Here is a 14,623-nt window from a genome sequence, read left to right on the forward strand (position 1 = left end):
CAGCGCGCCGCGGCCTGGCTGTGTGACCACGGCACCGCGGAGGTTGCCGTGGTGCGGACGGGGCGTCGCCGTGACCTTGCCGTCCCCGACCCTGTCCCTGAGAATCCGCCCATGACCTCCGCCATCCGCCACGTGACGATCGACTGCGCCGACGCGTACGCGCTCGCCGACTTCTGGTCCCAGGTCCTCGGCCTGCCGCTGCACGAGGAGGACCGGCCGGGTGACGAGGAGGCGCAGATCGAGGCCGCGCGCCTGCTCTTCGTCACCGTCCCGGAGGTCAAGAGGGGCAAGAACCGCCTGCACTTCGACCTCCAGCCCCAGGACCGCACCCGCGACGAGGAGGTCACGCGCCTCCTCGCCCTGGGCGCCACACTCCTCGACGACCAGCGCACGGGTGACGGCATGGGCTGGGTGGTCCTCACCGACCCGGAGGGCAACGAGTTCTGCGTGGAGCGCAGCGCGGCGGAACGGGAGGGGTAATGGCGGGGCTGGGCGTCCGGCCGGGCCGGAGCACTTCGTCCTCGGCCGCATCATCACGCCAGTGGTCGGATTGCGGCCGCCTTACGTCGCCTGTCCGGCGTCGGCCACCACACGTCGCCTCCCACCTGCCAGCCCCCACACAAGCCCCCCCCACGCCGCCCCCCCCACGCCTGCCCCCACACTTCGGCCGCCGCCGAAGCGACGCCCGTCTAGCGTGCCGGTATGACCGAACACCCGCAGGAGACCCCGGCGTCGGCCGTGACCGGGATGGTCGAGCACGTGCTCGCCCTGGCCGGCACATGGACCGACTGGGACGGCAAGCCCGTGCACGTGGACGACCGTGTCTACACCCCGCACAAGGCGGTCCGCCGGGTCGCCGACCATCTGATCGACCACCTGGCCGAGTTGGAGGCGCGGCTCGCGGGTGAGGCCCCGCTGCCCGACCACTGGCACGCGTCCGCGACGACCACCGAGGCCGACCTCGCCCCCTTCACCCAGGACGACCTGGACGAGGCCCGCAGCCGTCTCACCCGCCTCGCCCGCGTCTGGGCCAACCGCCTCGACGCCCTCACCGAGCACCAGCTCGACCATTCGCCCGGTGAGGGCTGGAGCTTCCGTGAACTGGCCCTGCACCTCAAGGAATCCACGTACTACGCCGACGCGCTCGGCGACCTGTCATGACGGCGAGTCGGTTCCGATGAACGTCCGCGTGAGCAGGTCGGCGTAGGCCGAGGCGTGCTGGAGGATGCCGATATGACCGCCGGGAAACTCGACGAAGTCGGCCTGTTGCGCCTTCGCCAGGAACTCGGCGGTGCGATAGAGGAGTTGACCACGCGAGTCGGTCCCCGCGGCGACGGTGAGGCGGGCCCGTGACGGGCCGGCCTCCGGCACGTACGACGTGAAGGGCCCGATGACGTGCGCCATCTGGAGCGCCATCGGACTCGCCAACTCCTCCTCGCGACTGAGGGGTCGCCCCTCCGGAAGCGCACCCGCCTCCCGCTCCTCCAGTACGGCGGTCATCAGGGCGCCCGCCGCCGCGAGCCCCTTGCTCCGGTAGACCTCGCAGACTTCCCGGAACGCGGCTTGCTGCCGTGCCCCGTCCGGCAGCACCCCCACGCACGGCGGCTCGTGCGCGACGACATGCCGCAGCCGGTCCGCGTGCCGGGCGTGCAGGTCGAGGGCGGCGATGGCGCCGGCGCTGGTGCCGAAGACGTACGCCGACTCGCCCTCCGCAAGCACCTCGTCCAGCACGCGCCGCGCCCCGTCGCTCCAGTCCTGGACCCGCTGGTCCTCCACGGGTTCGCCGAGGCGGCCGTGGGCGAGGCCGAGGGGGTCGTAGGTGACGACGGTGAAGTGCCCGGAGAGCGCGTCCGTCACCGGGCCGAGGCCCATGGGGTGGCCCGCGCCGCCGGGGACGATCAGCAGGACCGGGCCGTGGCCGGTGATGTCGTAGTACGGGTCAGTCATCGGGCTTCTCCTCATGGGGCCAGTGGGTGAGAGCTACGTGCAGGGCGTCGACCGCCCTGTCCCAGGACTTCTGTACGTCGCGGGGCGCGCCGAAGCCGCCCGCCGACTCCAGGGCGCAGTAACCGTGGAAGGTGGCGCGCAACAGGCGTACCGCGTCGGTGAGATCGGGTTCGGCGAGGCCGTAGGCGCGGAGCATGCCGTAGGTGATCTCGGTGGTGCGCCGGAGCGCGGACGTGCCGGCGATCAGCGACTGGTCGATCCGGATCTGGGTGGCCGCGTACCGTCCCGGCCGCTCCAGCGCGTACGCCCGGTAGGCGCCGGCGAAGGCGGCCAGCGCGTCCTTCCCGGCCCGCCCCGCCACCGCGACGGCGATCCGGTCGATCAACTCGCCACCGGCGAGCAGGGCCACCCGGGTGCGCAGGTCCTGGAGGTTCCTGACATGCGAGTACAGGCTCGCGTCCTTCACGCCGAAGCGCTTGGCCAGGGCGGCCAGGGTGATGTTCTCGAAGCCGATCTCATCGGCGAGATCGGCGGCGGCCTCGGTGAGGCGGTCGGCGGTCAGGCCGGCTCTGGGGACCATGCGCACTCCATAACCTAGGGCTCCTAGGCAAGATACTGGAGACCACAGGAAAAGACCCCGGATTATTGGACACCGGCGTCCGTGACCCGTGCGCGGCTGCTCGACCACCGCTGGACACTCGGCCGGTGACCGGCGCTCACTAATTCGGTGGGCAGCCGTCACCGCTGGTCTTAGGGTTGCCGGGGCATCGGGGGAGGATCATGGCGTACGAAGCTCAGCGAAGCGACGAGACCGACAAGTCCCCTTCTGCGCGGCCTCGTTCACTTCCCCTCTGGCGCCAACGCGACTTCGCCGTCTTCTGGGCCGCCCAGACCCTCTCCGTCCTCGGTGACTCCTTCGCGCTGATCGCCCTGCCTCTGCTGGTACTTGAGACGACGGGCTCCCTCGCCCGGATGGGACTGCTGACGGCGGTCGGCGGTGCGGCCTCGGTCGTCGCCGCCGTGTTCGCGGGCGTGGTCGTGGACCGGGTCGACCGGCGCCGCCTGCTCATCGGCTGCGACCTCGTGCGCATGGTGCTGTACGGGGTGATCCCCCTGGTGTGGCTGCTGGGGCCGCGGGTCTGGCTGCTGTACGCGGTGCTGCCGGTGTGCGAGGCGGTCGGCATGCTGTTCGCCGTCGGGTACGTCACCGTCGTACGGAGTCTCGTCGGGACGGGGCAACTGACGGAGGCCAACGGGCGGTTGAACGCGACCGCCGCCGCGGCCGGGGTGCTGGGACCGGTGTGCGCGGGCGTGGTGGCGGCCTGGACCGGCCCCGCCACGGCGGTCGGCGTGGACGCGGCCAGCTTCGGGGTGTCGGCGCTGTGCACGCTCTTCGTGCGGTTCCGCGCCCGTCCCGACGAGGCTCCCGAACGCACCGGCCTGTGGCGGGACCTGCGCACCGGGGTGGCCTTCCTGCGCGGGCACCCGGTGCTGCGATCGCTCACCCTGCTGCTGTTCGTGTTCAGCTTCCTCACCCTCGGCCTGAACGACCTGGTGATCTACCACCTCAAGCACGACCTCGGCCACGACGACGACACGGTCGGCACCGTCATGGCCGTCGGCGCGCTCGGCACCATCACCGGCGCCCTGCTGGTGGCGCGGGTACGCCGACGGCTCGGCTTCGGCGCGGTCTGGACCGGCTCGGTCGCGCTGTGCGGGCTCGCCTTCGCCGGCATCGGCTGGGCCCGCGACGTACCGGCCGTCGCGGCCCTGTGCGCGGTCTTCCTCGCCTGCGGCGGCATGGCGGGCACCTGCTCCATGTCCCTGCGCCAGGAGGTGACGCCCGAGCCCCTCCTGGGCCGCGTCACCTCCGCCTTCTGGACCCTGCACTACTCGGCGGCCCCGATCGGCGCTGCCGTACTGACCTGGGCGGCACAACACCACGGAACGGCCCCGGTGGGCCTCCTGGCGGGCATGACGTGCGTACTCATCGCGGGCGCGGCCCTGCTGACCCCGATCCGGCGCTCCTGAGCCCGCCCGGCCTGCACACCCGTCTGTACCGGAGCCCGCCCCCGGTCGACCTAGCGCACCCGCTGTGCGAGAAGGGTCCGCTTCGCCCTTTCCACGCGGGCGGCGTCGGCCTGCTCCCGCTCCCGTGCGAACTTGTCCCAGTCCTGCGGCCGCACCACCAGGAGCGTGTCGCTGCCGGGTACGACGACCACTCCTCCGAACGGCAAATCCCCCGCGAACCAGACACCGTCCTCGGTGCCCTCGGGCCAGCGATGGCGCTCCAGAGCGTCCACCGCTCGCAGGAGCGGGGATCCCCCCGGCTCGTCAGCTTTGACCCTCACGGTGAAGACCGTGCCGTACTTGGTCCGGCTCTCGCTCTTCCTGGACATGCCCCGACGGAACTCGAGCGGGTACTCCTGCAGAACCTTCCCGCACCTACGCAACGAGAGAAGGGCGAAGGGGAATCTGTAGGCCATCAGCACAAACCCCAGGACTCCCGCCACACTCAGCAGTGCCAGAACAGGCGAGTCCCAGGTGCCCGTCTTCGCCAGGACCACCGGTGTCGCGCACAGCACACCGAAGATCACGAGCCGCAGAAGGATTCCCTTGATGAGGAGGGAATAGTTGCGCTTCAGTAGCCGGTTCACTTCCACGGCGTTGGGCGGATTCATCCGAAGGGGCTCCTCACGTGAGCAGCGGAGTCGCCGATTCTGCTCTCCGTCTCGACAAGCGATGGGTCAGTGAATGTCAGTGTGGACGCGAAGCCGAGCAGTACATTGCGGTAGTCGTCCACGAAATCAACCTCGGACGTGACCAACTGCATCATGACGATCTCTGACGAGGCGACGGCGGGTACGGCCACAGTGCCCTGCCAGATGGTTCCCTCCAGAAGCTCATCGGTTCCGTCCGAAGGTTTGCCCGGAGCCGTCGTGATGCGCTCCTCCTCAAAGAGGAATCCGGTGCCGCAGGGCAGTTCAAGCGGTTGGATATGCTTCTCCGGGGTCTGATCCGCCGATTTCACCAATCCGGCGATCACCAATTTCGGATCGACTCCGGATGCCGACATGCTCGAGACGGTGATGACGGACGACAGGATCCCGCCACAGCCGTCGGGGTGCAACCCCATTGCGCATCCCTGCACTTGCTGCTGATTCAGCAGCATCAGGACACCGGCGTAGAACCTGAAGACCTGATCGGCCTTCTCTCGTAGTTCCGCAGGCAAACCGAGCACCTGCTCCGCGAGCAGCTCGAAATGCTCGGACGACGGAGCCAGGTCCAGTTGCAGATAGCCACGCGGAATTCCGTACCAAAAGGCGGGCTTTGTCTGTGTCACGCGAGCCCCACCAGCCCGGCGATCCCGTGCAGCGTCGCGGCCGCCTTGGTGGTTTCCGCGGTGTTGTGCCCGGCACCGTCTTCGGGAAGCCAGCCGAATGTTTCCGCGGAAGAGGCGAGATTCGCTACGACGTTGACGGAGTTCATGCCGAAATCGGTGACCCGCTTCACCCTGGCTGCTCCGCCCGCCGCGGCGTCAGCCACAGCCGCCGCAAGATCGTCCGTGTGGCTCCTCGTGAAGGCAGGCACGATGTCCTTGGCGAACTCGGTCACCTTGGCGCCGGTCGATACGGTCTCACCGAACCCTTCGGCCATTCTGGCGGCTTCGGCAACCTCTTTCCCGGCCCTACCCAGTGCGCCGACGCCCGGCACCATTCCCAAGGTGTCACCTGCGAGGGAGCCGTAGGCCGAGAAGGTGTCCATGTTCCATCCGAACTTGTCACCCCACAGGGCGGATCTGAACTCCGGATCCGCGAGGTTGTGAGTCATGGAGACCATGCTCGCCACCAGAGCGATGCCCGCGAACACGGGGGACCATGGGCCAGGGATGAGCGCCAATAGGCCGGCAATTGCTCCGATGGTGCCGGCGTGGTCGTAGAGGAACTGGCCAACGGCCTTGATCGCTTCCCAGATACCGTTGACGGCCTTGCTGAGCCAGCCCGGCTCACGCGGAGCCAGCTTGTCGGTGGCTTCGTCGAGTGATTTGGCGACCAGGTCCGCCTGGTCCGTGTGCGCGTGCTCCAGCGTTTCGGCCTTGCGGATGACATCGCTGTATGCGTCGTTCGCGCTGTTGAGCGCAGTGGTCGCTTCGTTGAGGCTGCGCTCGGCGGTTCGGAGCCGCTGCTCCGCAGCGTCGGCCTCCGCCTGGGTGGGGAACTGCTGGTTCGCGAGTGTGAGATCCGGGTGTTCCTTGGCCTGGCCGTATCGCTGTCTGGCTTTTTCCGCGGCGGCTTTCCGCTCGCCGGCTTCCTCGTCGTACCTCCGCGCCAGGTCGCGGTTGGACGTCAGATCGTCATCCCAGGTCTGCAGCTGTGCGGCCGCCTTCTCCAGGGAGCGTGCGGCGTTTTTGACGTAGGTCGACAGGTCGCCGTCCAGCGCTTCGCGGAAGTTCTTTGCCGCGTCCCCCTGCCAGTAGCTGCTCTCGCCGCTCAGCCTCTGGAGCTGGTGGTGACAGTTGCGCAGTGATGTCGCCGCCTGTGAGACCTTCTGCTGCAGAGCATGCACTTCGCCGGGGATCCCCGGAACCGGGTTCCAGCCGAGGCTGCGGTACGGATTGGTCGCCATCTACCTGGCTCCTCCGTTACCGCCGCCCGTCGAGGCTTTTCCGATGTCCTTGAAAGCCTTGTCCAGGGCTTCCTCGACCTCTTCGTATGCCCTCTTGTTGGTCTTCACGCCCTCGCTGACGGCGTCAATCATCTTCTTGGTCTGCTCGGCTCCGTACTTCCAGCGTTCCTGGAAGCCGTCACATGATTCGTCGAGCCGCTGCGTTCCGATTTGATCGGCGCGGACATGAGCCAGCGCAGTTCGTGCCTCGTTGAGCTCCTGGACACATCCTTCAAGTGCCCTGATGAACGTGTCCAGTTGCTGCAGATCTGTTGTGAACTGCTCCCCCATGAACTCTTTCCTTGCGATGTATCTGGTAGATCTGATGACAAGCTCGGCGTGCCCTGTCTCCGCGGCTCCCCGAGATCGTCAACACCCTATCGACTCCTGGCAAGGGGGCTGTCACACCCAGTCGGACCGGGAGTCGCGGTGTGGGGGTTCCGTTCGGGTGGACCTCGAATTGGTCACCGTGTCTTCACCTTTTCCGGCGAGACGGACGGGCACGAGGCTCTATTCACCCGTTGACCCCCGCATAATGCCGAAGGCTCCACCTCCACAGCACCCGCGACCCGAGATACGCGACCACGCCCAGCAGCGGCGATATCGCCGCCAGCCAGTACGGGACGCCCGTGTCGTGGCCGTGGCCCGTCAGGATCGCTGCCGGGAAGTAGGCGACGAAGGCGAGCGGGAGGCCGTAGGTGAGGAGGCCGCCGACCGCCTTCGGGAGGACGTTGAGGGGGTAGCTGCCGAAGGTGCCGAGGAGTTCCTCCAGCCAGCGGCTCCAGTAGTCGGCGGCCGGGAAGCGCAGCGCCGCGCAGGTGATCGCCGTGAAGAGGGCCGCCTCCAGGAACATTCCGCCGATGACCGCGGCGATCAGGTAGGAGATCCGGCCCGGCGTCCAGTCCAGCTGGCTGCGGCTCAGCGCGCCGACCATCAGGCCCACCGCGACCGTCAGGTCGCCGATCGCGTTGGTGGGGAAGAAGGCCAGCTGGAGCTGGCGGTACACCGGCATCGGGCGGGTCAGGTAGATGTCGATCCTGCCCTCCTGGATCTGCCGGCCCGCGCCGTGCACCCGGCCCAGCAGCAGGACGAACAGTCCGTGCGCGAGCATCCGCGTCGCCGGGATCAGCAGGACCTCCGAGCTGTCCCAGCCGCCCATCCCGGTGAACCGGGTCAGCAGCACCGTGGCGAACACGATCACCGACACCTGCCAGATCGCACCGATCGCGATCATCAGCAGGAACTCGGTGCGGTACTCCAGCTGCGCACGGAAGTTGAGACGCGTGACGCGCCACGCGATCCGCATGCCGTTCACAGGCCTCAGCCTCCTTGGGAGATGACGCGGCGGGCGGCCCGCCGCCACAGGAAACGGGTGAACAGGAAGAGCGCCACCACCCAGAACGCCTGGACCGCCAGCTGCCCGAGGGCGTCGGAGAGCGGGATGCGTCCGATGTAGAGGGACAGCGGCACGCTCAACGTGGCCTGGAACGGCAGGAATCCGCTCAGCGTGATGAACCAGTCCGGGAAGAACCACAGCGGCGCGTACACCCCGGACAGCAGGTTCTGCGCGAAGATCAGGATCAGCATCGCCGCGTTGTTGCGGACCGTCCAGAAGCACAGCTGGTCCAGCGTGAGCAGTACGAAGTACAGGACGCACTGGCCGAGCAGCAGACTCAGCGCGAACACTCCCGCCACCGCGGCCGACCTGGGTGGGTCCACCACCCCGGCCACGAGACAGACCAGGTAGCCGCCGAGCGCCCATGTGAAGCCGTACAGCTGCTCGCCCAGCGCGCGCAGGGCGTGGTAGCGCTGGGGCGGCAGCGGGCGCAGATACCAGTAGACGATCGTGCCGAAGTGCATGTGCTGCAGCACGGTGTCGCGGCCCGCGTACTGGTCCAACTCCCTGAGCCGGGAGGCGAGTACGGCCAGTACGGCGTACGACACCGCCTGGCCCTCGGAGAGGCCCGCGGTGGTGCCGGTGTGCGCGTACAGACCGTGCCACAGGGAGGCCACCAGGACCACCTGGACGGCCAGCCGGACCAGCACGGCCGTCATCCGGGGCGGTGCGTGCAGTTCGCCGAGCGGGGTGACCCGGGCGGCGCGCCAGGCGTGCAGGACGGCCATCTCAGACCGCCTCGGTCGCGGGTTCCGCGTGGACGTAGGCCGCCCGCATCACGTCTTCGAGGTCGGCCTCGTCGATGGCGACGCCCGTCACCTCGTACCGTTCGATGACCGCCTTCAGGGCCTGGTGCACGGTGGGGGAGTCCGGTCCGTCGGGGCTCTCGGGGCCGAAGACGACCTGCGGGCCCTCCTTGCGCAGCACCGCGATCCCGGGCAGCGGGACGACGTCCGTGTGGGCGTCGGCGAGGGTCGCGCGGACCTGCCAGGTGGAGCCGAACCTGCGGCGGATCTCGTCGAGGCTGCCGTCAAGGACGAGCCGGCCGTGGTTGATCAGGACGACCCGCTCGGCGAGCCGCTCGACCTCGGTCATGTCGTGCGTGGTCAGCAGGACCGTACGGCCGCGCTCCTCCACCTGGTGGCGCAGGAACTCCCGCACCTGCTCCTTGACCACCACGTCCATGCCGATGGTCGGCTCGTCGAGGAAGACGACCGGCGGGTCGTGCAGCAGCGCGGCCGCCAGGTCGCAGCGCACCCGCTGGCCGAGGGAGAGATGGCGGACCCGGGTGTCCCAGAACGTGGACAGCTCCAGGATGTCGTCGAACTCCGCGAGCCGGGCCGCGTGTTCGGCCTTCGGCACCTCGTAGATGTCCCGGAGGATCGAGAACGACTCGCGCACCGGCAGGTCCCACCACAGCTGGGTGCGCTGTCCGAACACCGCGCCGATGTTACGGGCGTTGCGTTCGCGATCCTGGTACGGCACCACGCCCGCCACCCGGGCCTCGCCGGAGGTGGGCGTGAGGATGCCGGTGAGCATCTTGATGGTGGTGGACTTGCCGGCGCCGTTCGGGCCCAGCAGGGCGAGGAGCTCCCCGGGCGCCACGTCGAAGGTGATGTCCGAGACGGCGTGCTTGGCGACCCGCTCCGGATTGACCAGGGAGCGAAGGGTGCCGGCGAGGCCGGGGCGACGGACGGTGGTGTGAAAGGTGCGGGACAGGCCGCGAACCTCGATGCTTCCGGGCACGCTGTGAACTCCCTTGTCAGGAACAAGAGTTGCGGCCGGTCGGCTTGGAAGGCCGACCGGCCGCGGGTACACCATGACCGTCGCAGAATCCCGATCACACTGGCAATGGATTAATCCACCTGTGAATTGGACTAATCGATCACCGGGAGAGCGCGGAGAACACGAACGAGAACTCCGCCGGCTCGGCCCGCAGGTGGTACTGCGGGAGGGGGCCGGGACCGCAGGACTGCGAGCCGACTCCGTGGTGGCCGTGGTCGAGGTTCACCCACACCGTGTCACCGGCCCGCAGATCCGTCAGATGCGCCGCCGCGTCCAGCTGCTCGGTCGTCCAGCGCCGGGCGGTGAAGGAGAACTCCGGGTCCCCCTCGATGCGCAGCCCGCCGAGCTCCACCCAGCGGACGTCGGCGCGGGCACCGTTCTCCTGCGGGCGCAGATACGGCGTCTGGAGCTCGTCCACGTTCGCCTGCCAGCGCCCGACCATGGACGCCTTCCTGGTGTCCGGGTAGGCCTCGCCGGGGCCACCGCCGAACCAGCGGACCTGATCGGCCTCGGGGAGTCCGAGCCGGATGCCGAGCCGGGGCAGCGGCTGCGTCCACTCGCCCTCGGGGCCGACGGACACCGTCAGACGCAGCTTCGAGCCGTCCGAGGTCCAGCGGTAGACCGCCGTGAGGCCCACCTCGCGGGCGGCGGGCGCCACCCGGGTCCGGACGGTCAGCGCGTCCTCGCCGACCTCCACCGAGTCCAGCCGGTGCCGCATCCGGTGCAGGCCCAGCGTGCGCCACAGCGCGCTGTACTGGATGCCGGAGCTCCACACCGTGCCCTCGTCGTTGTCGGTCGTCGCCCGCCACACGTCCAGGCGCGGGTTCTCGACCGTGACCCCGCCGACCGCCGTGAGGGCGCCGGTCCGGCCGTCGAAGGACGCCGGGCCCAGGGTGATCAGCTTCTCGCCGCGCACGGGCCGCTCGGTGGGCGCGACGGAGGGCCGTACGCCGGAGGAGGCCGGGAGCTGGCCCCACGCCACGACGTGTCCCTTCGGCGCCCAGGCCGTGTCGGACGCCAGCAGGGCGCGCACGGTCCACTGCGCCTCGGCGCCTTCGTGGGCGGGCGGTTCCGGCAGCTTCAGGTCCGCCGACTCGCCGGGTGCCAGCGCGGGCACCGACAGTGTCCCGGCCTCGACCGTCTCGCCCTCCACGTCGTACGACCACTCGAACGCGAGCCCCGAGAGGTCGGCGAAGTCGTACTTGTTGGTGACGCGTACGGTGCCCTCGGCGCCCTCGATGCGGACGGGCTCGACGACCTTCTTGTACTCGATCAGGCCGGGGGAGGGCGTGCGGTCAGGGAAGATCAGGCCGTCGCAGACGAAGTTGCCGTCGTGCAGCTCCTCGCCGAAGTCACCGCCGTAGGCGTAGCCCAGCTCGGCGTGCTTGACGCCGTGGTCGATCCACTCCCAGATGAAGCCGCCCTGGAGCCGGTCGTACTTCTCGAACAGGTCCTGGTAGTCGGCGAGGCCGCCGGGGCCGTTGCCCATGGCGTGGGCGTACTCGCACTGGATGAAGGGGAGTGCACGGCGGCCCAGCGTGCCGCCGTCGAGCTCCTTGCCGATCTGCTCGACCTCGGCGTGGTTCGCGTACATCCGCGAGTACACGTCGGTGTCCCGGCAGTTCCAGTCACCCTCGTAGTGCACCAGGCGTGAGGAGTCGCGGCCGTGGATCCACTCGGCCATCGCGGTCAGGCCGCGGCCGGTGCCGGCCTCGTTGCCCAGCGACCAGAAGACGATCGAGGGGTGGTTCTTGTCGCGCTCGACCATGCGGGCCGCGCGGTCCAGCAGGGCCGGGGTCCAGCGGTCGTCGTCGACGGGGTTGTCCCGCCAGTTCTGCTCGGTGAAGCCGTGGGTCTCCAGGTCGCACTCGTCGATGACCCACAGGCCGTACTCGTCGCACAGGTCCAGGAAGGCCGGGTGTGGCGGGTAGTGCGAGGTGCGCACCGCGTTGATGTTGTGCCGCTTCATCAGCAGCACGTCCTCGCGCATGGTCTCGACGTCGAGGGTGCGGCCCTTCTCGGGGTGCCACTCGTGCCGGTTGACGCCCTTGAACAGGATCGGCTTGCCGTTGACCTTGATCAGGCCGTCTTCGAGGGCGACCGTACGGAAGCCGATCCTGAGCGGGATCCGCTCGCCCTCGGTGACCAGCTCGCCGTCGTAGAGCCGGGGGCTCTCGGCGCTCCACGGGGCGACCAGGGCCGTCACGGACTCACCGGTCGCGACATCGATGTCCAGGGCGGGCACGAGCACCCGCCCGTCGACGTCGGAGTCGACACGCAGCGTCCCCTCGCCCGTTAGGTGGTCGTAGGAGGCGTGCACGAAGAAGTCGAGCGCGCTTCCCGCTGGGCGGTGCAGCAGGGTCACCTCACGGAAGATGCCCGGCAGCCACCACTGGTCCTGGTCCTCCAGGTAGGACCCGGCCGACCACTGGTGCACCCGGACCGCGAGGACGTTGCCCTTCGGCTTCAGCAGATGGCCGACGGCGAACTCATGCGCGAGCCGGGAGCCCTTGAACTCGCCGATGTCCGTGCCGTTGAGCCAGACCCGGGCGCAGGACTCGACACCGTCGAACCGGATGACCGCGCCGCCGTCGGCGGGCCAGTCCGCCGGCAGGTCGAAGACGCGCAGGTGGTCGCCGGTCGGGTTCTCGGTGGGGACGTGCGGGGGGTCCACCGGGAAGGGGTAGAGGTGGTTGGTGTAGATGGGCAGCCCGAAGGCGCCGTCGCCCTGGAGGACCCAGTGCCCGGGGACCGTGACCTCCGCCCAGCCGGCGGCGTCGTATCCCTCCTCGGCGAAGGAGTCGTCCTCGGCGTCGGCGGTCGCGGACAGCCGGAAGCGCCAGGCGCCGTCGAGGGGCAGGGCCTTCGCGTCGGAGGACGCGTACCAGGCGCGGGGCGGGAGGGCCCCGCTGCCCGGGGACACGTCCTCGACGTAGTCGAAGGCGCTGCTGGTGGTGCGGAAAGACATCGGTCTCCAGGTCCTGAGAGAAGGTGTCAGCCCTTGATGCCGGTCTGCGCGATTCCCTGGACCAGCCAGCGCTGGAGGAAGAGGAACACGAACACCAGGGGCAGGATGGAAATGGCGGTGGCCATGAAGATCAGGTGGAAGTTGACGGTCTGGTTGGTCATGAAGGAGGACAGGGCGACCTGGACGGTCCAGGAGCTCGGGTCCTGGCCGATGACCAACGGCCACAGGAAGGCGTTCCACCCGCTGATGAACGTGATCGTGGCCATCGCCGCGAAGAAGTTCAACGAGTTGGGTACCACGATGCGCCAGTATGCGCCCCAGTATCCGAGTCCGTCCACGCGGGCCGCCTCCTCCAGCTCCTTCGGGAACCCGAGGAAGTACTGCCGGAACAGGAAGCAGGTGAAACCGCTGAACAGGCCCGGGATGATCAGACCGCGGTAGGTGTCGATCCAGCCGAGGGACGAGACCAGCACGAAGCTGGGCACGAAGGTGACGGCGGTGGGGACCATCAGGGTCGCGAGGACGGCGTAGAAGACCTTGTTGGCGTGCTTGTAGGGGATGCGGGCCAGGCCGTAGCCGGCCAGGGAGCAGATCAGCAGGGTGCCGACGGTCATGGAGACGGCGATCACCATCGAGTTCCACATGGACCTGGCGAAGTCGACCGTCGGGTCGTCGAACAGCTCGCTGATGTTGCCCCACTGGAAGGAGGGGAGCAGCTTCCAGTTCTCGCCGGTGATCTCCGGGTCCGTGGAGAGGGAGTTGCGGAGGATCAGGTAGAAGGGGAGCAGGAAGAGGAGGGCGGCGACGCTGACGGCGATGTACAGGCCGGCGTTGCCGAGGACGTCTCCGCGCTTCTTGCCGGGTTCCTTGCCCACCTGAGGTGCGGTGGTGGTCACTTGGAGTCCTCCCCCCTTCCGAAGCCCATGAACTTGCCCTGAAGGAGCGTGACGGCGCAGATCAGCACCGTGAGGATGACGGCGCCCGCGCTGCCGGCGCCGTAGTCCTGGTTGTCGCCGAGGGCTGTCTTGTACAGGACCATGAGCGGGGTCTGACCCCAGGTCGCCTTGATCGAGATGATGTTGAAGAACTCGTCGAACGCCTGGTAGGCGGCGACGAGCAGCAGCAGGATCACCGCGGTCGAGGTGGCGCGCAGCTGGGGCAGCGTGATGTACCGGAAGGTCTGCCAGCCGGGCTTGGCACCGTCGATCGCGGCTGCCTCGTACAGCTCCGCCGGGATGTTCTGCAGGGCGGCCAGGAACAGGATCATGTAGAAGCCGGCCTGCAGCCACAGACGTACGGTCACGATGACCAGCCAGTACCAGGGCGGGTTCGGGTCGGACAGGTAGGCGATGTTCTCGACGCCGAACCAGCCGAGCACCGTGTTCATCAGGCCGAAGCGGACACCCGTGAAGATGGACATCTTCCAGATCAGCGCGGCGGCGACGTAGGACACGGCGGTCGGCAGGAAGAACACCGACCGGAAGAACGCCCGCATGAAGCGCAGCCGGTGCACCAGCAGGGCCAGGCCCAGGGACAGGGCCCAGGTGAGGGGCACGATGAGCGCGGCGAACACCGTGAACGTCACCAGGGAACCGGTGAAGTTGGAGTTCGTCAGCATGCTCTTGTAGTTGTCGAAGCCGATGAACTTGCTCGGCGTGACGGTGAAGCGCGCGTCGAAGAAGCTGAGCCAGATGCTCCAGAAGATCGGCACGAAGACGAAGATCGCCAGGCCGACGAGGAACGGCCCGGTGAAGAGCCAGAAGTTGAAGGTCGGGTTGCCCCTCAGGCCCCGCCGCGGCCGGGCCGGTGAGGCCTTGGCCGGGGCGGGCTGGGCGACCCCGCGCGTGGTGGTGGTCGACATG

General features: G+C 68.7%; 15 protein-coding genes. 3 read left to right on the forward strand and 12 right to left on the reverse strand.

Annotation, left to right across the window (positions count from 1 at the left end):
- Positions 1-111: 111 nt before the first annotated feature.
- Together AQI94_RS26385 and AQI94_RS26390 are read left to right on the forward strand one after the other, a co-directional pair.
- A complete protein-coding gene (locus AQI94_RS26385) occupies positions 112-480 on the forward strand; it encodes a VOC family protein (protein WP_031048374.1) in 369 nt (122 codons plus the stop codon).
- Positions 481-702: 222 nt separating this feature from the next.
- Positions 703-1,161, forward strand: coding sequence for a hypothetical protein (locus AQI94_RS26390; protein ID WP_031040823.1), 459 nt, complete (start codon positions 703-705; stop codon positions 1,159-1,161).
- Here AQI94_RS26390 and AQI94_RS26395 read toward each other — a convergent pair.
- Positions 1,156-1,947 carry an alpha/beta fold hydrolase gene (locus AQI94_RS26395; protein WP_031040826.1) on the reverse strand — a complete coding sequence of 264 codons (792 nt, stop codon included), beginning with the start codon at positions 1,945-1,947 and terminating at the stop codon, positions 1,156-1,158. The genes AQI94_RS26390 and AQI94_RS26395 overlap by 6 nt on opposite strands.
- Positions 1,940-2,527 (reverse strand): TetR/AcrR family transcriptional regulator, encoded by a 588-nt coding sequence (locus AQI94_RS26400; protein ID WP_031040829.1) that lies wholly within the window; start codon positions 2,525-2,527, stop codon positions 1,940-1,942. Before AQI94_RS26400 ends, AQI94_RS26395 begins: the two co-directional genes overlap by 8 nt.
- Positions 2,528-2,727: 200 nt before the next feature.
- On the opposite strand from AQI94_RS26400, the gene AQI94_RS26405 reads away from it, so the two are divergent.
- On the forward strand, positions 2,728-3,978 hold the full coding sequence (locus tag AQI94_RS26405) for an MFS transporter (protein WP_031040831.1): 1,251 nt from the start codon (positions 2,728-2,730) through the stop codon (positions 3,976-3,978).
- A 50-nt stretch (positions 3,979-4,028) separates the two neighbouring features.
- Here the strand turns inward: AQI94_RS26405 and AQI94_RS26410 are convergent, their stop codons facing one another.
- The 10 genes from AQI94_RS26410 to AQI94_RS26455 form a co-directional block, all read right to left on the reverse strand.
- Positions 4,029-4,628, reverse strand: a complete 600-nt coding sequence (locus tag AQI94_RS26410; RefSeq protein ID WP_158806196.1) for a hypothetical protein — start codon at positions 4,626-4,628, stop codon at positions 4,029-4,031.
- A complete protein-coding gene (locus AQI94_RS26415; RefSeq protein WP_031040836.1) occupies positions 4,625-5,290 on the reverse strand; it encodes a hypothetical protein in 666 nt (221 codons plus the stop codon). The genes AQI94_RS26410 and AQI94_RS26415 overlap by 4 nt, the downstream gene beginning before the upstream one ends.
- Positions 5,287-6,573 (reverse strand): WXG100 family type VII secretion target, encoded by a 1,287-nt coding sequence (locus tag AQI94_RS26420; protein ID WP_031040839.1) that lies wholly within the window; start codon positions 6,571-6,573, stop codon positions 5,287-5,289. The genes AQI94_RS26415 and AQI94_RS26420 overlap by 4 nt, the downstream gene beginning before the upstream one ends.
- The gene (locus AQI94_RS26425) at positions 6,574-6,903 is read right to left on the reverse strand and encodes a lipase chaperone (protein ID WP_031040842.1); all 330 of its coding nucleotides are present in this window, start codon (positions 6,901-6,903) and stop codon (positions 6,574-6,576) included.
- Positions 6,904-7,126: 223 nt separating this feature from the next.
- Positions 7,127-7,927 carry an ABC transporter permease gene (locus AQI94_RS26430; protein WP_031040845.1) on the reverse strand — a complete coding sequence of 267 codons (801 nt, stop codon included), beginning with the start codon at positions 7,925-7,927 and terminating at the stop codon, positions 7,127-7,129.
- Positions 7,928-7,932: 5 nt separating this feature from the next.
- A complete protein-coding gene (locus AQI94_RS26435; RefSeq protein WP_031040848.1) occupies positions 7,933-8,736 on the reverse strand; it encodes an ABC transporter permease in 804 nt (267 codons plus the stop codon).
- Between the two features lies 1 nt (position 8,737).
- Entirely contained in the window at positions 8,738-9,754 is a 1,017-nt protein-coding gene (locus AQI94_RS26440) for an ABC transporter ATP-binding protein (RefSeq protein ID WP_031040850.1), read from the reverse strand.
- 139 nt (positions 9,755-9,893) lie between these two features.
- Complete coding sequence (locus AQI94_RS26445) at positions 9,894-12,761, reverse strand: glycoside hydrolase family 2 TIM barrel-domain containing protein (RefSeq protein WP_031040853.1); 2,868 nt, start codon at positions 12,759-12,761, stop codon at positions 9,894-9,896.
- A 26-nt stretch (positions 12,762-12,787) separates the two neighbouring features.
- Complete coding sequence (locus tag AQI94_RS26450) at positions 12,788-13,657, reverse strand: carbohydrate ABC transporter permease (RefSeq protein WP_031040855.1); 870 nt, start codon at positions 13,655-13,657, stop codon at positions 12,788-12,790.
- Entirely contained in the window at positions 13,654-14,622 is a 969-nt protein-coding gene (locus tag AQI94_RS26455) for a carbohydrate ABC transporter permease (RefSeq protein WP_031040856.1), read from the reverse strand. The genes AQI94_RS26450 and AQI94_RS26455 overlap by 4 nt, the downstream gene beginning before the upstream one ends.
- Position 14,623 lies beyond the last annotated feature (1 nt).

This window comes from Streptomyces pseudovenezuelae (assembly GCF_001513955.1).
GTDB classification, from domain to species: domain Bacteria; phylum Actinomycetota; class Actinomycetes; order Streptomycetales; family Streptomycetaceae; genus Streptomyces; species Streptomyces pseudovenezuelae.